This window comes from Plantibacter cousiniae (nom. nud.), from assembly GCF_977070315.1.
The window spans coordinates 200,671-217,008 of sequence record NZ_CDRVEU010000001.1; the positions used below are offsets into that span (position 1 = coordinate 200,671).

A 16,338-nucleotide genomic window follows, 5' to 3' on the forward strand; every position below is an offset into this window, starting at 1 on the left:
CTGCGCGTCCTTTTTGCTAACTGGCCATCGAGCGCAACTCTGCATGTTCGTGCTGAGGCTTGATTCGCGTATCCAATTGCATGTCCACCGGGTCCTGGCGCTGACGCGGCAGCTCGGCGACAAATTCATCCACCGGACGGCCCATCAGGGCATCGACGATCCGTGAGCTGGCTTTGCCATCGCCATAAGGATTGGCTGCGCGGGATGCGTTCTGCCACAGGGCGTCGTCGTCAAACAGGGCGTTCACGCCGCGAATGATGGCGTCCGTTTCCGTGCCCACCAGGCGCACGGTCCCCGCTGCGACCGCTTCCGGGCGCTCGGTGACATCGCGCATGACCAACACCGGCTTGCCCAGCGACGGCGCTTCTTCCTGCACGCCACCGGAGTCGGTGAGGATGACGTGGGCACGTTGCATCAGGCGCACGAACGACAGGTAGTCCAGCGGTTTGATCAGGTGCACGTTGGGCAGGTCGCCCAGGTGCTCGGTCACCGGCCCCAGTACGTTGGGGTTCAGGTGCACCGGGTAGACGATCTGTATGTCGTCACGCCTGGCGAGTTCGCCCAGCGCCTTGCAGATGTTGAGGAAGCCGTCGCCGAAGTTCTCACGGCGATGCCCGGTCACCACCAATACCCTGCGCTCGGGCACCAGGAACGAAAACTGGCGATCCAGGGCATGACGCAACTGGCGATTGCTGTCGATTCGCTGGGCCGTCAGGTGCAGGGCGTCGATCACGGTGTTGCCGGTCACGAACGAGATGCCCTGCAGGCGTTCGCCGAGCACGTTGCGGCGCGACTCGGCGGTAGGCGCGAACAGGTGATCGGAAATCAGATCGATGCAGCGACGATTCATCTCTTCAGGCCACGGCTGACGGATATCGCCGGTGCGCAGACCCGCTTCGACGTGGCCGATGGGGATGCGGCGATGAAAGGCCGACATGGCCGCCACCATCGCTGATGTGGTGTCGCCATGAACCAGCACCTTGTCCGGCTTCATCTCGTCCAGAATCGGGTCGATCGCCGCGTAAAGCGCAGCCGTCAGAGAATTCAGCGTCTGATCCGGGCGCATCACATCGAGGCTGTAGTCGGCTTTGAGCTCGAACATGTCCAGCACCTGTTGCAGCATGCTTTGATGCTGCCCGGTAATGCAGATTCTTGAGTCGATACCCGGCTCTGCAGCCAATGCTCTGACCAGGGGAGCCATTTTGATGGCCTCCGGACGAGTACCGAAAATGGAAAGGACCTTCATTCTGGGGTGCAGACCAGCCATTATTTCCTCCCGCGCCTTTAGCGCGCCGCACAGCAGCAAAAACCAAGCTGAGAACAGCTTGGTGAGACTGCGAGTTGATGAGTTTCTCGGGCGGAAAGATCGGAGTTTGTGGCTCGATGTTCACTTCAGTGTGAATGTAGCAATATGCCTTGTTACCCGGAATTGTCGGGATTATTAGCAGAACAAGATAATAAAGCAAAACGTTTTATTAAGTATTTTTCAAAGTAACAATGGGTAGGAACTTTAGTTTTTCACCACGGTCAGTACAGGGTTGTATTTTTTGAAAAATGGCGCTTCGGCCAATGAATGCGGGGTCTTCCGGGGCTTTTGGTAACGCCTTTCCTGCTGTTTTGAGTGCTGGGTTATCCGCTGTAATTCTGGATGATGGCAAAAAGTTCCAACAAAAATATCGGCAGCGAGGTGTACGTCACTACAGCAGAATCCTGACGCCTGTTTAATGACAGGAAGAGAAAAGGGGTTCACAAAAATGACGCTGATATAATGACGCTTGGGAGCTTTGATTATGTATCGAGTTTGACACACTGAGCGGCAGACGGGATGTTAGGAATTAGCTTAGATGCTGTTCAAATTTGCGCGGCATATACAGTATTGAGTTGTAGCAGCAATACGGGTGATTGCCCAGCCATTAAATGAGAATGATTGGCGACCCCCTCGCAATGAGGGGAGTCGCAGCCCACAGCGGAATCAGTCTTTCGCCTCGGCCGGTTCCGACAGCTCGCTGAGCGCGGTCGCGTTGTTCTTGAACGCCGCGGCGAACACAGCGCGATTCTTGGCCATGTAAATGCTCGCGTCCTCTGCATGCTTCTCCGAGATCCCCGGCACGTTCTTGATCAGGACGTCGGTGAGAAGCTCGGCCAGCTCGAGCATTTGGTCGTGCGCATCGGCGAGTTTACGGTCCACGAAAGTAGTCTCCAGATCGCGGGTACTGCGGTAAAGGGTTTCAACAGCCATTTTGGCCTCGTCGTCTTATCCAGTGTTGAAAGGGCTAGACCCGGACGTTCAGGGCGTCGTGCTCTGACCAGCGGGTATGCAAAGCATTGATCGTGCATGACCAGCGCGCCGGTCAGGTGTAGCGGGGCACTGCGTGAAGACCTTTAGGGAGGCTGGCCTGCGACGCAACAGCGGAAGCGATTTCTCGATTACTGTGTTTTTATACAGTAAAAGCCATGTGCCAATCAAGCCCCGCCTGAATAGTGGCGTTTACGCATCTTTTTTGCGCTGCAAATGTGCCTTGCGACAACCCGCCGCGCTCTCAACCATAGCCTATGGCCCTGTTCCTGCTTTAAAAAGCAGGCCACAAGGGTGTCACGAGTACCCGGCATCATCCGGTCGGCATAAACGAAGGTTCAGAGGTAACGCGTCATGGGGAATAAATGGGCAGTAAAGATAAGACACCGCGTACATGCGCAGGCCGAGTCACTGGGCAACCTGTGTGTGGAGAGCTTCCACTTTCTCGCCCTGTTCGCGATCGGCGCGATCACTGCCTGGGCGTCAGTGGTCGCATTTCTGGGGATGGTCGAGAAAGGCAACGTCACGGTCGATGACATCCTGCTGCTGTTCATCTACCTCGAACTGGGGGCGATGACCGGGATTTATTTCAAGACCAACCACATGCCCGTGCGCTTCCTGATCTATGTTGCGATCACTGCACTGACCCGGCTGCTGATTTCCGACGTGTCCCATCACAACCCGCCGGACATCGGCATCATCTACCTGTGTGGCGGCATCCTGTTGCTGGCGTTTGCGATTCTGGTGGTGCGCTATGCGTCGTACAAGTACCCGTCAGCGAAGATTCCCGATTCGTCCAGCACCGTCAAAGGTGCAGTGACGGAAGAAAAGGGCGAGATCTGATCGAAGGCAGTGGCGGCATCTGTGCAAGATGCCGCCAGCAATGTTGCTGGACAGGAGCCCAATCAGTTCAGCCAGACCCCGGCACGCCAGTGCCAGCCGTCACCGGCGCTTTCCCAGTGCGGATGTACATAGTGATAGCCGGGACGCTCTGCTTCCCAGTGGCCATGCACCGGCACGAAACGCTGGCCGTTCCAGTGCCAGTAACCGCGTGCCCATATATAGCCGGGACGAGGCGCCGGTTCCACCTCGACGACGCGTTCCGGTGGCGGTTGTGGCGCGATCACTTCTTCAACGTATTCGTGATGGACATGCGGCCGTTCATGAACCACGCGCTCCTCGACACAGCCTGACGCTATCGCAAGTGATGCGATCAATACCCCATAACGTAAGTACATGTTGCCTCCTCGGAATCAACCGCAGGTGCAGTGGCGCTGAGCTCAGTGCCCAGTCGCTCGAATGTTTCTGCGCAAGGATTGTTGTAGCAGGATGTATCTGTACTTTTGCTGAAGAGGAGGAAGGGGGAATGATAGCGAAAGGCCGGTTTTACGGGGGGGAAAGCCCGTTCAAGCAGGCTGGAAAGTATCGAGCGGCATCGGGATAGTCTTGCTCTGTGCAGTGCCAACAACGGCACTGCACAGCGGGGAAGGGCAGGCATGCATCAAACCCCGGCATTCACCGTTGCCTGGCTCTGTGGCCACAGACCATTGGCCGGGACAGGTGTCTTTTTCAGCGTCGCGCCGTCAGTCATCGCTGCAAGAATCTTGATCGCGCTGTCGCCACGTTCGATGGCGATGCCGAATTGCACGCTTTCTATCAGCTTGCGCAGGCGTTGTGGGTCATTGCGTTGGGCAGCGCTGATCAAGCGCTTGGCAACGACGCCGCATTCGTTGGACAAGGTCAGCATGATGCTGCCGTCCAGCCCTTGAATGCTCAGATTCACCCGATAGTCAGGGTGAAACGTGTCCGTGATCATCTGAAAAGGATTGTCCATATCATTCACCTGCTCAATGGTCTGCATAAGTTGACCGGGTATTAGTCCTTTTGGTTCTCGACGACTGATCAGCGGTTGCGTTACTCCTGCGCTTGCTGCTGACGGTGTTGCTGTCGTCTTTCGCGCTGATGACAGGGTTTCGTTTAGAGAAGCTTTGACGCATTCACGACGTTCAGTTCGCGCCAGAAAGTGGCCGTCCTGATGGCCTGCCTCGTGGCGCGTACTACAGGGCTTTGCATGGTTCGGGCCATATTGCAGGGGCGATGCGCTAGAAGCCGCCGAGCGGGCGCACTCCGCAGCCGCTTCCTGGTTGGCTTTGCCACAGGACGAGCCGTTCAGTTCGGTTGAGAAAAGTGCTCTCCAAGCCGGGCGAAAAACAGCTCCCGGACATGGCCTGCCCGTCTCGCGAATGCGTTTTGCTTATGACTTTTTCGAGTGATTGTCTGACACTCCGACAACCGAATCTTGACGTCAGAGATTCGTAAAGACGGGGTCGAAACCGTACTCGCCCACTGTCCAGGTTCTGACGTTGAGCGTCGTGCTGCGGAGCTGCGGGATGAGTGTTGAACGCTTGTCGGTATGACTGGCTGACTTGCCTGCTCATGGAAGCGAGCAGCATGTTTTTTTGCTCGCCGATGGTGCTCAGGTACAGCGCTCGGGCTGCACGGCGCTGAATGTTAAATTCGATGGACGGCACCCGGCGATCGAAATGGCTGCGAGGCTAGCGACGGGTCAAGGCGGCCAAAGCTGTGCAGCGAGCGTTTGTGGTGCGTACTGATTGGGGCGTGAACCCATGGCGAACAAAAAGGGCGAACCGTTGCCGGTTCGCCCTTTTCTTGCAAAACGTGTCAGTGAAGCATCAGGTCAGACGAGCGGCTTCTTTCTCCTGCTCTTTTTCCAGAAATTCTTCTTCGAGCAGCGCGTCCGGACTGACCGGATCTTCATCCTGTTCGGCGATGGTCGGTGCGGCGCCTCGTTTGCCGCGCAGTTTGCCAAACAGATGCTCGAGGGCGTGATCGAGTTTTACAGCAGCGCCATCCACAGCCTGATCTACCGTATCGGCCTTGTGGGAAACAGAAATGGGTTGGTGTCCTTTGGGGCGAGCTTCCATCTGGCACTTGATGTCGTGCGGGCCAGGCTTGTCGCCGTTTTCGTCGCGGATGTGGACTTCCACGCGGGTCAGGTTTTCATCGTAGTGTTCGAGCGTGCTTTCAACGGTGGTACGAACCCACTCCTCCAGTCGGATACTGCTTTCGATGTGATTATCGCTATTGACCTGGATTTGCATAGTTAATCCTTATTAGGGCTTGCTCGTGCGAGGCTGGACTGCACGATTCCTTGCGGAATCGATTTCGTTTGCGCTCATTCACAGTGTTGGCGGCAATGGCCTGACAATTCAACCCCAATGTGTAAGAAATATTTCGCAGCAAAAAATGGCTGCCCTGGCGCGAGGTTACGAATCGGGAACGGACGCAGAGCGTCCAGAACGGCATTCCCACGCGGAGCGTGAGGAACGAGAGGTGTCCGGGAGAACACTGCTCTCGCGCTCTGGCGTCCGAAACTAGAACGCGACCGACGTCTGTACGTACACCGTGCGCGGTTCGCCGACGTATTTGCCGCGGTTGTTGTCGTCGAACGAGCGGGTGTAGTACTGGCGGTTGAAGATGTTCTTCATCCCGACCGCTACGTTGAGGTCAGACAGTTGCGGGCCGAAATCGTAGTTGGCTCGGGTGCTGAACAGCATGTACCCAGGGATCTTGCCGGTGCTGCCATCGGCGCTTTCAGTCGAGGTATTGGCGTTGTCGGCAAACTGGTCGCTCTGGAAGGAGCTGTCGAAATTGAGCTTCCACGGCCCTTCGGTGTAGCTGACGCCCATCGTTCCCTTGTGCTTTGACGAGAACGGCACGCGATTGCCCTTGTTCGGGCCGTCTTCGCGGATCGTGGCGTCGACGAAGGCGTAGGTCGCGTAGATATCGTAGCCGGCCAGCATCGGGCTCAGGCCTTCCAGTGCATAGTTGACGCTGGTCTCGATGCCCTGATGGCGCGTCTCGCCGCGTGCGATCACCGTGTCGTTGGTCTGGTTGCTGTCGTACTGGTTGTCGAAATTGATCAGGAATGCGCCGATCTCGGCCCGCAGGTTGCCATTGTCGTAGCGTGTGCCCAGTTCCCAGGTGCGGGCTTTTTCCGGTTTGACTTCATCCCCGGTGACGCGGTTAGGCATCTGGCTGTACTGCACGCTGCCGAACGAGCCTTCGGTGTTGGCGTACAGGTTCCAGGTGTCGGTCAGGTGATAAAGCACGTTCAACGCCGGCAACGCAGTGCTGTAGTCGCCCTGGTAGCGTGCGTTGGTGAGGTTGTTGTTCTGCGCGGTGTCGATCATCTCGTAGCGAACGCCCGGCGTGATGGTCCACTTGCCGATATCGATGCGGTCGTCGATGTAGAACGCATGCGCTTCGGTCGCGCCGCGTGTGTCGCGGTCGTTGCGGCTGGCGGTGGTCGGCAGGTTGCCGGTGACCGGTTCGCGGTAGCGCAGTTCGTGACCGGCTTCGTTGACGTAGCGGTAGCCAACGCCGACTTCATGCCAGGTTTCGCCCAGCGCAAAGCCTTGCGAAAAGCGCGTTTCCAGACCGCGTACCCAGTATTCGCGGGGCGACAGGGAAACGAAGCTGCCCTGATCCAGATAGCCGCTGCGCAGGGTCTTGGTGAAGAACGTGTTGGCGGTGAAGACGCGCGCGTCCTGTTCGTAGCGATAGCCGAAGTTGAACATCGTGCGACGGCCCCAGAACTTGTCCTTCAGGCGCGTCGACTGGTAAGGGTCGGCGTCGTAGTCCTTGACGCTCAGGCCGCCGGGCATCTGCGCTTCGCCATCGTAGTACTGTGCCATGGCGTTGAGGCTGTTGGCTTCGTCGATCTGGTATTTACCCTTGAGGATCAGGTCGTCGATTTCGGTATCGCTGTGTTCACGCCAGTCACCGCCGCGCACGCCGGAATACAGAATCGCACCGCCCAGGCCGTTGTCTGCGGTGCCGCCGGCCAGCAGGTTGCCGGTGGTCTTGAAGCCGTCGTGGCTGGACGACGGGCTGGTCTCGGTTTGTATGCCGCCCTTGAGAGTAGGTGCATCAGGGATCGCGCGGGTCACGAAGTTGACGATGCCGCCCACGTTCTGCGGACCGTAACGGACTGCGCCACCGCCACGCACCACATCGACTGCGTCCATGTTGCCCATGCTGATCGGTGCAAACGACAGTTGCGGCTGGCCATAGGGCGCGAATGGCACCGGGATACCGTCCATCAGCACGGTAGAGCGCGACGCCAGGCGTGGATTGAGGCCGCGAATGCCGAAATTCAGCGCCATGTCGTGGCTGCCGGTGCCGTTGTTGTCCGGCGCATTGACGCCCGGAATGCGATTGAGCACTTCACGCGCCGATGTCGCTCCGACCCGCTCGAACTCCTCACGACGAATCACGTCACGTGCGCCGGGATGTTCGAAAACGTTGGTTTGCTGCGCCGCGCCCAGCCAGTCGCCTACCACCGTGGAGACACCCAGCTCGATCGGCGCGCCAATAGCATTGACCGGTTGCAGGGTGAAGCCGTTATTGCCATCGGCCATGGCCTGCAGGCCGGTGCCTTCGAGCAAGGCGTTGAGGCCCTGCTCAGGTGTGTACTGACCTTCCAGGCCACGGCTTTTCAGGCCGCTGGTGATCTGCGAACCATACGAAATCAGCACGCCAGACTCACGACCGAACTGGCTCAGCGCCGCTTCAAGCTCGCTCGGCGCAATGTGATACACCTTGGGTGCGACCTCTGCAGCCTGCACCATCGACAGACTGCCGACCGAGAGGCTGGCACCGAAAATGACATGGCGCAATGTGCGCACCAGCGGTGAAAGTTGAGTAGGGCGGGCTGACATGCAGGAGTCCTTTGACCGGAAGGTTGAGAGAGGCTTTCCCTGTCTGTCACGCGAGGATCGAAAAACGGCTCACGCTTTTTGAAACATTTTAGCCGGCCAGCGCAAATCCAGCTGTCATCCAAAAACCGCTGTGTGACGCAGAGCGTCACGAACGGCATTCCCACGCGGAGCATGGGGACGATAGTCAGCGGAGTTTCAGTCCCGTATTTCGGGCTCTTCAGGATGTGTACGTCACCATGAGGACCCGGCGTGGAAACGAGCAATCACGATCAAACCCGCGCCTGCACGTTCACCCAATACCGCGTGAAGCGTTGCACGCGCACCGGGAGGGCGCGTTCGAGCATGTCGAGGATGCGCTCGCTGTCGGCCAGTGGGTAACTGCCGGAAATAAGCAGCCCTGCAACCTTCGCATCGCAATTGAGACGACCGCGGCGGTAGCGGCCCAACTCTGCGAGAAAATCCACCAGCCTCATGCGCGACGCCACCAGCATCCCGTCCGCCCAGGCGCCACTGCCTGCGTCCAGCGGACGAACCTTGTCCCAGGCATCACGACTGAACGTCACCTGTTGGCTGGCCAGCAGCATCAAACCGGGGCCGCTCTTGCCGGCAGGGACTATTTCAAGGGCTCCGGCAAACACGGCCAACTGCGTGCGCCCATTCAGTTGACGCAGGTTGAAACGACTGGCACCTGTCGACGCCCTGACCGAGCCTTCGGCACTCAACAGGTTCAGCGGGCGCGTGTCCGCCGAGGCCGTCATGAGGATTTCGCCCTGCAGCAGTTCGATCAGGCGCTGCTGAGCATCAAAACGCACATCCACCGCGCTGGCAGTATTCAACTGCACCTGACTGCCGTCGCTCAACGCCACTTTGCGCTGTTCACCCACGCCACTGTCGTAGTCGGCCAGCAAAGGTTGCAGGGCGATCTGCTCGCGCAGGCTCCAGCCCACTGCCGAGCCTGCGCCGAGCAGCAACAGCAGCTTCAACGCATGCCGACGGCTGGCGGACTTCGGCGCATTGAGTGCCGCGTGCGCCAGCGGCGAGGACAGTCCACTCAGGCGCTGATTGACCCGCTGCATGTGCGCCCACGCCCGTTGATGCTCGACGTTGCCATTGAGCCACATCTGCCAGGCGTGCTGACGGCGGGCATCCAGCGTGCCCTCCTGCATTTCCAGCAGCCAGCCAACGGCCTGCTGTGCCACGGCGGGCGAGATGTCGGATTTGTTCAGGGACTCGCTGTTGGTGTTCATAGGGCGAAATAGCAGCGCAGGGCGGCCTTGTGCAGATGGCGCTTGACCGTGGCGATGGAAATACCCAGTTCGGCAGCGATCCGGCCATGGCTCAAACCGTCGACCTGCGACAGCAGAAACGCCTGCTTGACCAGGGTCGGCAGGCCGTCCAGCAGTTGATCGAGTTCCACCAGGGTTTCGAGAATGATCGCCCGCTCTTCTTCCGAAGGCGCCACGCTCTCCGGCAGTGCGGCCAGTGTCTGATAGTAGGCGTGCTCCAGGTCCTGACGCCGGTAGTGATTGCACAGCACGCGCTTGGCAATGGTCGTCAGAAAGGCACGCGGTTCGATAATCTGCGGCGTATCGCGTGCGCCCAGGACCTTGATGAAGGTGTCCTGCGCAAGATCTGCCGCGCTGTGCGGGCAGCCGAGCCTGCGCCGCAACCAGGTCGTCAGCCAGACGTTGTGTGCCCTGTACAGGCCTTCGACAGTGTGATTGAGAGCGGAGTGGGCGACGGGCATCACGGGAAACAATCCACGGGGACTCATTGATGGCGTGGATTCTGGCAGACTCTTTTGCGTATGAGAATATTTATCATTAATATTGCGGTTCATTTGTCCCGTCCGGGATGAATGGCGCACACCGCCGGCTTTTGTTGCGACCCCTTCCTGGCCGCTTGTGACCGGCTTCCCTGGTTTCATGAATCAATGCAGAACCTTTGATGGATGTCACCACCGCAAGCCGCCCGTTGCCGGAAAAGCGCACGGCAAAAGCCAGAACCAGGGGCGTGACGGCTGCCTATCGCCTTGCCATTGTCTCGCGGACACTGGCTGCGGTATTTGCCGGTTACCTGCTGGCGTCGTTGTTCAGTACCTGCATCGCACAATGGCTGCCGATTACCCGCGCCGAAGCGGTGGTGACGGGGATGATGTTCTCGTTTCTCGCCTATCTGGGCGCGGTGCTCTGGTGTTTTGCCTGCCGCACGGCGCTGCAGGCGTGGGTCGGGGTGCTGACGCCCTGTGCACTGTTGGGCGCGGCCTACGCCTGTGGTCGGTGGTTGCTGTGAAGGAGGGCTTTCGCCAGTCGATGGCCTGGTTGCACACCTGGGTCGGTTTACTGTTTGGCTGGTTGCTGTTCGCGATTTTTCTGACCGGCACGCTTTCCTATTTCAAGGACGAGATTACCCACTGGATGCAGCCGGAGATTCCGGTGCGCGCCCTTGATGCAGACGCCAGCGTGCAACAGGCTCAGCTTTATCTGCAAAGCCATGCCGCCGGGGCTACGCGCTGGTTCATCAGTCTGCCCGATCAGCGCACGCCCGGCCTGATGGTCGGCTGGCTGCCCGAAGGCAAACAGGGCCAGCGCAACAACTTCGTACGCAAGCTGCTCGATCCGCAGACCGGCAGTGAGGTGCAGGCGCGTGACACACGCGGTGGCGATTTCTTCTACCGGTTTCACTATCAACTGCAGATGCCATATCCCTGGGGCCGCTGGTTGGCAACCAGCGCCGCGATGGTGATGCTGGTCGCGCTGATCACCGGCATCATCATTCACAAGAAGGTTTTCAAGGAGTTCTTCACCTTTCGTCCGCGCAAGGGCCAGCGTTCCTGGCTGGACGGGCATAACGCGCTGGGCGTGCTGGTGCTGCCGTTTCACCTGATGATCACTTACAGCAGTCTGGTGATCTTCATGTCGATGGTGATGCCCGCGAGCATTCTCAGCCAGTACGACACCGTCCAGGCCTTCTACAGCGAAGCCTATCCGTTTCCGGAAACGGTCAAGCGCGAAGGCACCGCTGCGCCGCTGGTGGCGCTTGCGCCATTGGTCAACGCAGCGAATGCGAAATGGGACAGCGGTCAGGTGGGTCGGGTTATCGTTAATAATCCGGGCGACAGCACCGCTTCGATTCTGCTGACGCGTGACGACAAGGGCAGCATTGTGCCGGACCGGGGCGGGGCGCTGACGTTCAGCGGTGCCAGCGGCGAACTGTTGAACGAAGTGCCCGAGCGCCCGCTGGCGCTGCTGATTTCAAGCGGGATGTATGGCCTGCACGTGGGCCATTTCGCCGAACCGTTGCTGCGCTGGCTGTACTTCATTTTTGGTGTCGCCGGGACTGCAATGATCGGCACCGGGTTGGTGATGTGGCTGGGCAAGCGTCATCTCAAACACGCCAAGACCGGCGTGCTGCCGCTGGAACTGCGTGTGGTCGAAGTGCTGAACATTGCCAGCATGTCCGGGTTGATGATTGCCGTGGCCAGCTTTTTCTGGGCCAATCGTTTGCTGCCTGGCGGATTCGTCGGGCGTGCTGATTGGGAGGTCAGCGTGTTCTTCACGGTTTGGGCCGTGTCAGTCATGCATGCTGCGCTGCGCAAGGGGCGTAGCGCATGGCGAGAACAACTGTGGCTCGGCGCGCTGCTGTTCGCCGGTCTGCCGTTGCTCGATCTGCTGACCTGCGGTCGCTATCTGCTGGATTCGTTGATGTCAGGAAACCGGGTGTTGGTGGCTTTTGACCTGACGGTGCTGGTCACCGGGCTGTTCCTGGGCTGGGCGGCGCTGAAGTTCAAGGCTGCGCCTGCCGGTAAAACCTCCCGCGTCTCGTTGCCGGTCGTACCTCAGGAGGCCCCCTGATGCTGCTGGCGGCCTTGCTCTGTTATGTGGGGTTCACGTGCCTGTGTCTGTCCATGGCCCGACATTACGGTGAACTGCTCAAGGGGCCGTTGACCGAACAGCGGCGACGGCTGCTCAAACTGGCTGGCTGGGGGGCGCTGTTACTGTCGTCGTGGGCTGCGGTTCATGACTGTGGCTGGATGATGGGGACGGTGTACTGGTTCGCTGCGCTGATGGGCAGCGCGGTGTTGCTGGTTGCGTTGCTGTCGTTCCGTCCGCGTTGGGTGCTGGCACTGGCGGGGTGTGGGGCGCTGTTGAGCCCGTTGGCCGCGGTAGGTCAGTTATTGGCCTAACGCCGTTCTGTATTCACCCGGTGTCGCCCCTGTGGCCTGACGAAAGCGGTTGCTGAAATGGCTGGCGCTGGCGAACCCGCAGGCCAGCGCGATCTCGCCCAGCGGCTTGCCGGTGCCGCGCAGTAACTGGCGCGCCCGCTCGATACGCCGCGCCAGCAGGTACTGGTGCGGCGGCAAGCCGAAGCTTTCGCGAAACATGCGTGCGAAGTGGTATTCCGACAGCGCGCACAGGCCGGCCAGTTGGCCAAGGCTCAGCGGGTCGGCGAGATGCATTTCGATGAAGTCCACCAGGTGCCGGCGCAGGTGCGGCGCCAGGCCGCCTTTCAAGCGCAGCCCTTCGCGCAGCCCAGCCTGGCTGAGCAGCGCATGGCTGACCATCTCGTGCGCCAGGCTGCTGGTCAGCAGGCGCTCGCCGGGTTCTGCCCAGTTCAGGCGAATCAGCTGCCGGAAGCGTGCCGCCTGTGCGGGGTCTTCCAGAAAGGTGTTTTCCCGCAGTTGCATCTCGCGCGGCTCACGGTCCAACAGGGTCACGCAGCCCAGCGCAAACTGTTCCGGGCTGAAATACAGATGCGCCAGACGGATCTCGCCATTCACTACCCAAGCGGACTCATGGCCGGCAGGCAAGATGCACAGTTTGCCCGGCGCGCCTTTCTGGTCGGGTCTGCCGCGGCGAAAGGTCCCGGTACCGTCCTCGATATAGCACGACAGCGTATGGTGGGTCGGTGCGTGATATTCCTGCGAGTCATGCCGATTGTTCCACAACGCCGCCACCAACCCGTCGCCCAGCGGCGCGCTTTGCTCCAGATGGGCATTGGGCGAACTGTTCAGGGCCTGAAAGACCTGGATGGATTCAATGGTGGGCATGACGATTCCTCTAGGATTTGTATCCTACTCGCTGGCGACGCCGCTGCCAGTAGCGCTTGAAGCAAATGCGCAAGATTGTGCAAGCGCTGGCAGACCGGCACGCAGCAGACTGATGGCTCATCAAGGAGCCTGCACCATGAACCTCTCGCTTTATCTGCTGACCGTGCTGATCTGGGGCACCACCTGGATCGCTCTGAAACTTCAACTCGGCGATGTCGCGATTCCGGTATCGATCGTCTATCGCTTTGCCCTGGCAGCGTTGGTGCTGTTTGCATTCCTGTTGCTGAGCAAGCGTCTGCAGCCGGTCAATCGTCGTGGCCAGTTGATTTGCCTGGCGCAGGGCGTGTGCCTGTTCTGCGTCAACTTCATGTGCTTCTACACGGCCAGCCAGTGGATACCCAGTGGCCTGATCGCGGTGGTGTTCTCGACCTCGACACTGTGGAATGCGCTGAACGCACGGGTGTTCTTTCGCCAGAAAATCGCCAGCAATGTACTGGCCGGTGGCGCCATGGGCCTGATCGGTCTGGCCTGTCTGTTCTGGCCTGAAATGTCCGGGCATGGCGCGAGCCGGCAGACCCTGATCGGCCTGGGACTGGCCTTGCTCGGCACGCTGTGCTTCTCGGCGGGCAACATGCTGTCGAGCCTGCAGCAGAAAGCCGGTCTGCGTCCGCTGACCACCAATGCGTGGGGGATGTTCTACGGGGCAACGATACTGGGCATGTATTGCCTGCTGAGCGGCACGTCGTTCACCTTCGAATGGAACACGCGCTACGTAGGCTCACTGCTGTTTCTGGTGATCCCCGGCTCGGTGATTGCGTTCACTGCCTACCTGACCCTGGTCGGGCGCATGGGGCCGGAGCGTGCGGCTTACTGCACGGTGCTGTTCCCGGTCGTGGCGCTGAATATCTCCGCCTGGGTGGAAGGCTATCAGTGGACCTTGGCTGCCTTGCTGGGGCTGGTGCTGGTGATGGTCGGCAACGTGCTGGTGTTCAGGAAGATCAGACCGGTTGCCGTCGTGGTCGGCGGCAAACTGGCCTGAGCTGGTGGCTATCGTGCCTTTCCGGCAGATCGGCAGAGGCGCGGGCTTCAGCCTTTCCACACCTGCGGGTTGACCAGATCCTGTGGTCGTTCACCGAGCAGCGCGCTGCGCAGGTTGCCGTAGGCGCGGTCGGCCATGGCCTGGCGGGTTTCGGTGGTGGCTGAGCCGATGTGCGGCAGGGTCACCGCGTTCTTCAATTGGAACAGCGGCGATTCGCTCAGCGGCTCTTTTTCGTAGACGTCCAGACCGGCACCGCGAAGGGTGCCGTTCTGCAGCGCTTCGATCAGCGCGGGTTCATCGACGATCGGGCCGCGGGCGATGTTGACCAGGATGGCGCCGGGCTTCATCAGGCTCAGCTCGCGGCGGCCGATCAAGTGTTTGGTCTTTTCACTCAGCGGCACGACCAGGCAGACGAAATCCGCTTCGGCCAGCAATTGATCCAGGCTGCGAAATTGTGCGCCCAGCTCCTGTTCGAGCTCGGTCTTGCGGCTGTTGCCGCTGTACAGAATCGGCATGTTGAAACCCAGACGACCACGGCGGGCAATGGCTGCGCCGATGTTACCCATGCCGACGATCCCCAGCGTCTTGCCATGCACATCGGTGCCGAAGTGCGGCGGTTCGATGCTCCGCGTCCACTGTCCGGCCTTGGTGTAGGCATCCAGTTCGGCGACCCGGCGAGCGCTGCTCATGATCAGCGAGAAGCCCAGGTCGGCGGTGCTTTCGGTCAGTACATCCGGCGTGTTGGTCAGCAGAATGCCGCGCTCGCTCAGGTAGTCTACGTCGTAGTTGTCGTAGCCCACCGAAATGCTGGACACCACCTCCAGCTTCGTGGCGTTCTGCAGTTGTTCGCGACCCAGCTTGCGGCCTGCGCCAATCAGCCCGTGGGATTCAGGCAAGGCTTCTGCAAACTGCGCGTTGATATCACCCTGTTTGGGGTTGGGCACGATCACGTTGAAGTCTTGCGCCAGGCGCTCGGCCATTTCAGGAGAAACACGGCTGAAGGCGAGTACGGTTTTTTTCATTGGGCAGTCACTCTCGAGCGGTTGAATGAGTAGCACGCTAACATTCCTCCCCGCTCTTTGGCAGCCGCTTTTTGCAGTTGTACGATGTCAGTACGATGACTTGAGAGCCTGCACATGCAGATCGGCTTCATCGGCAGCGAGAATTTCCGGCAGGGAACCGCGCAGGTATTCAACCCAGGTTCTGATCTTCGCATCCAGATACTGGCGTGAAGGGTAGATGGCGTACAGGTTCAGCTCTTGCGAGCGGTAATCGGACAATACGCGCACCAGTGTGCCGTTGCGCAGCCCCTCGATCGCCGAGTAGATCGGCAGAATGCCAATCCCCATGCCGCTGGAAATCGCAGTTTTCATCGCATCCGCAGAGTTGACCAGCAGCGGCGAGCTGTTGATGGTGACCATTTCCTGGCCTTCCGGGCCGTCGAACAGCCACTTGTCCAGCGGGAACACCGGGCTCACCAGACGCAGACACGCATGATTCAGCAGGTCGGCAGGCTTGTGGGCCATGCCGAACGTTTTCACGTACTCGGGGGACGCGCACACGATGCTGTAGGTAATGCCCAGGCGCTGAGACACAAAGCCCGAGTCAGCCAGTTCACTGGCCAGCACGATCGACACGTCATAGCCTTCTTCCAGCAAGTCCGGCACGCGGTGAGTCATGGTCAGATCGAACGCGACGTCCGGGTGGCTGCGCCGGTAACGGGCGATGGCGTCGATCACATAATGCTGGCCGACGCCGGGCATCGAATGCACTTTGAGCTGCCCGGCCGGGCGGGCATGAGCATCGCTGGCTTCGGCCTCGGCTTCTTCTACCGAGGCGAGAATCTGTTCGCAGCGCAACAGATAACGCTTGCCTGCTTCGGTGAGGGCAATGCGTCGGGTGGTGCGATTGAGCAGGCGCGTCTGTAAATGTGCTTCAAGGTTGGAGACCGCGCGCGAGACGTTAGCGGTGGTGGTGTCCAGCACGGCGGCGGCGGCAGTGAAGCTGCCCGCTTGCGCCACGCAGCTGAAGGCACGCATGTTTTGCAGGGTGTCCATGGGTACTTCTCTGAGTAGATGGCAAATTGTGACATGAAGTAACGGATGCATGTATCCAGACCAAAGGATTATCGCCGTTTCAGTAACAAAGATTCACAAATCTCCCCGCTTATCGCCGCGTCGAGCGCCGCCTAGAATCGCCGCCATTCAAG

General features: G+C 59.7%; 16 protein-coding genes. 5 read left to right on the forward strand and 11 right to left on the reverse strand.

Features of this window, described 5'->3' with window-relative positions; all coding sequences use genetic code 11:
* Positions 1-16: 16 nt before the first annotated feature.
* Both wecB and ACW55A_RS00950 read right to left on the reverse strand, forming a co-directional pair.
* Positions 17-1,267, reverse strand: coding sequence for a non-hydrolyzing UDP-N-acetylglucosamine 2-epimerase (wecB, locus tag ACW55A_RS00945; protein WP_003365455.1), 1,251 nt, complete (start codon positions 1,265-1,267; stop codon positions 17-19).
* 705 nt (positions 1,268-1,972) lie between these two features.
* Positions 1,973-2,239, reverse strand: a complete 267-nt coding sequence (locus ACW55A_RS00950) for a YebG family protein (protein ID WP_003365454.1) — start codon at positions 2,237-2,239, stop codon at positions 1,973-1,975.
* 411 nt (positions 2,240-2,650) lie between these two features.
* Between ACW55A_RS00950 and ACW55A_RS00955 the strand changes: the two genes are divergently transcribed.
* Positions 2,651-3,139: a phosphate-starvation-inducible protein PsiE gene (locus ACW55A_RS00955; protein ID WP_003316964.1), complete on the forward strand. Its 489-nt coding sequence runs from the start codon at positions 2,651-2,653 to the stop codon at positions 3,137-3,139.
* A 62-nt stretch (positions 3,140-3,201) separates the two neighbouring features.
* Here ACW55A_RS00955 and ACW55A_RS00960 read toward each other — a convergent pair whose 3' ends face one another.
* The 6 genes from ACW55A_RS00960 to ACW55A_RS00985 all read right to left on the reverse strand — a co-directional run bounded on the left by ACW55A_RS00960 (position 3,202) and on the right by ACW55A_RS00985 (position 9,787).
* The gene (locus ACW55A_RS00960) at positions 3,202-3,534 is read right to left on the reverse strand and encodes a YXWGXW repeat-containing protein (RefSeq protein ID WP_003365453.1); all 333 of its coding nucleotides are present in this window, start codon (positions 3,532-3,534) and stop codon (positions 3,202-3,204) included.
* A gap of 263 nt (positions 3,535-3,797) precedes the next feature.
* On the reverse strand, positions 3,798-4,130 hold the full coding sequence (locus ACW55A_RS00965) for a DUF3509 domain-containing protein (protein ID WP_032609541.1): 333 nt from the start codon (positions 4,128-4,130) through the stop codon (positions 3,798-3,800).
* 859 nt (positions 4,131-4,989) lie between these two features.
* Positions 4,990-5,418, reverse strand: a complete 429-nt coding sequence (locus ACW55A_RS00970) for an HPF/RaiA family ribosome-associated protein (RefSeq protein ID WP_003365451.1) — start codon at positions 5,416-5,418, stop codon at positions 4,990-4,992.
* 273 nt (positions 5,419-5,691) lie between these two features.
* Positions 5,692-8,040 (reverse strand): TonB-dependent Fe(3+) dicitrate receptor FecA, encoded by a 2,349-nt coding sequence (gene fecA / locus ACW55A_RS00975; RefSeq protein WP_455807887.1) that lies wholly within the window; start codon positions 8,038-8,040, stop codon positions 5,692-5,694.
* Between the two features lie 269 nt (positions 8,041-8,309).
* Positions 8,310-9,287 carry a FecR domain-containing protein gene (locus ACW55A_RS00980; RefSeq protein WP_455807886.1) on the reverse strand — a complete coding sequence of 326 codons (978 nt, stop codon included), beginning with the start codon at positions 9,285-9,287 and terminating at the stop codon, positions 8,310-8,312.
* Positions 9,284-9,787: a sigma-70 family RNA polymerase sigma factor gene (locus tag ACW55A_RS00985; protein ID WP_498810323.1), complete on the reverse strand. Its 504-nt coding sequence runs from the start codon at positions 9,785-9,787 to the stop codon at positions 9,284-9,286. The genes ACW55A_RS00980 and ACW55A_RS00985 overlap by 4 nt, the downstream gene beginning before the upstream one ends.
* Before the next feature lie 200 nt (positions 9,788-9,987).
* Here ACW55A_RS00985 and ACW55A_RS00990 point away from each other — a divergent pair, with 200 nt between their 5' ends.
* From ACW55A_RS00990 to ACW55A_RS01000, 3 genes are read left to right on the forward strand one after another with little or no spacing between them, the layout of a single operon-like run.
* Positions 9,988-10,332, forward strand: coding sequence for a DUF3649 domain-containing protein (locus ACW55A_RS00990; protein ID WP_003365446.1), 345 nt, complete (start codon positions 9,988-9,990; stop codon positions 10,330-10,332).
* Complete coding sequence (locus ACW55A_RS00995; RefSeq protein ID WP_498810325.1) at positions 10,329-11,894, forward strand: PepSY-associated TM helix domain-containing protein; 1,566 nt, start codon at positions 10,329-10,331, stop codon at positions 11,892-11,894. Before ACW55A_RS00990 ends, ACW55A_RS00995 begins: the two co-directional genes overlap by 4 nt.
* Complete coding sequence (locus tag ACW55A_RS01000; protein WP_003433638.1) at positions 11,894-12,226, forward strand: DUF3325 domain-containing protein; 333 nt, start codon at positions 11,894-11,896, stop codon at positions 12,224-12,226. The genes ACW55A_RS00995 and ACW55A_RS01000 overlap by 1 nt, the downstream gene beginning before the upstream one ends.
* Here ACW55A_RS01000 and ACW55A_RS01005 read toward each other — a convergent pair.
* Positions 12,215-13,090 carry an AraC family transcriptional regulator gene (locus tag ACW55A_RS01005; RefSeq protein ID WP_024663438.1) on the reverse strand — a complete coding sequence of 292 codons (876 nt, stop codon included), beginning with the start codon at positions 13,088-13,090 and terminating at the stop codon, positions 12,215-12,217. The genes ACW55A_RS01000 and ACW55A_RS01005 overlap by 12 nt on opposite strands.
* Positions 13,091-13,226: 136 nt before the next feature.
* Between ACW55A_RS01005 and ACW55A_RS01010 the strand changes: the two genes are divergently transcribed.
* Positions 13,227-14,129 (forward strand): DMT family transporter, encoded by a 903-nt coding sequence (locus ACW55A_RS01010; RefSeq protein WP_003365436.1) that lies wholly within the window; start codon positions 13,227-13,229, stop codon positions 14,127-14,129.
* Positions 14,130-14,176: 47 nt separating this feature from the next.
* Here ACW55A_RS01010 and ACW55A_RS01015 read toward each other — a convergent pair whose 3' ends face one another.
* A complete protein-coding gene (locus tag ACW55A_RS01015; RefSeq protein ID WP_054080669.1) occupies positions 14,177-15,151 on the reverse strand; it encodes a 2-hydroxyacid dehydrogenase in 975 nt (324 codons plus the stop codon).
* An 87-nt stretch (positions 15,152-15,238) separates the two neighbouring features.
* Positions 15,239-16,186: a LysR family transcriptional regulator gene (locus ACW55A_RS01020; protein WP_003365431.1), complete on the reverse strand. Its 948-nt coding sequence runs from the start codon at positions 16,184-16,186 to the stop codon at positions 15,239-15,241.
* Positions 16,187-16,338 lie beyond the last annotated feature (152 nt).

Excerpts from the sequence above, each read along its gene's own strand:
- wecB (WP_003365455.1), bottom strand. The coding sequence starts at position 1,267 with ATGGCTGGTCTGCACCCCAGAATGAAGGTCCTTTCCATTTTCGGTACT.
- ACW55A_RS00950 (WP_003365454.1), bottom strand. The coding sequence starts at position 2,239 with ATGGCTGTTGAAACCCTTTACCGCAGTACCCGCGATCTGGAGACTACT.
- ACW55A_RS00955 (WP_003316964.1), top strand. The coding sequence starts at position 2,651 with ATGGGGAATAAATGGGCAGTAAAGATAAGACACCGCGTACATGCGCAG.
- ACW55A_RS00960 (WP_003365453.1), bottom strand. The coding sequence starts at position 3,534 with ATGTACTTACGTTATGGGGTATTGATCGCATCACTTGCGATAGCGTCA.
- ACW55A_RS00965 (WP_032609541.1), bottom strand. The coding sequence starts at position 4,130 with ATGGACAATCCTTTTCAGATGATCACGGACACGTTTCACCCTGACTAT.
- ACW55A_RS00970 (WP_003365451.1), bottom strand. The coding sequence starts at position 5,418 with ATGCAAATCCAGGTCAATAGCGATAATCACATCGAAAGCAGTATCCGA.
- fecA (WP_455807887.1), bottom strand. The coding sequence starts at position 8,040 with ATGTCAGCCCGCCCTACTCAACTTTCACCGCTGGTGCGCACATTGCGC.
- ACW55A_RS00980 (WP_455807886.1), bottom strand. The coding sequence starts at position 9,287 with ATGAACACCAACAGCGAGTCCCTGAACAAATCCGACATCTCGCCCGCC.
- ACW55A_RS00985 (WP_498810323.1), bottom strand. The coding sequence starts at position 9,787 with ATGCCCGTCGCCCACTCCGCTCTCAATCACACTGTCGAAGGCCTGTAC.
- ACW55A_RS00990 (WP_003365446.1), top strand. The coding sequence starts at position 9,988 with ATGGATGTCACCACCGCAAGCCGCCCGTTGCCGGAAAAGCGCACGGCA.
- ACW55A_RS01000 (WP_003433638.1), top strand. The coding sequence starts at position 11,894 with ATGCTGCTGGCGGCCTTGCTCTGTTATGTGGGGTTCACGTGCCTGTGT.
- ACW55A_RS01005 (WP_024663438.1), bottom strand. The coding sequence starts at position 13,090 with ATGCCCACCATTGAATCCATCCAGGTCTTTCAGGCCCTGAACAGTTCG.
- ACW55A_RS01010 (WP_003365436.1), top strand. The coding sequence starts at position 13,227 with ATGAACCTCTCGCTTTATCTGCTGACCGTGCTGATCTGGGGCACCACC.
- ACW55A_RS01015 (WP_054080669.1), bottom strand. The coding sequence starts at position 15,151 with ATGAAAAAAACCGTACTCGCCTTCAGCCGTGTTTCTCCTGAAATGGCC.
- ACW55A_RS01020 (WP_003365431.1), bottom strand. The coding sequence starts at position 16,186 with ATGGACACCCTGCAAAACATGCGTGCCTTCAGCTGCGTGGCGCAAGCG.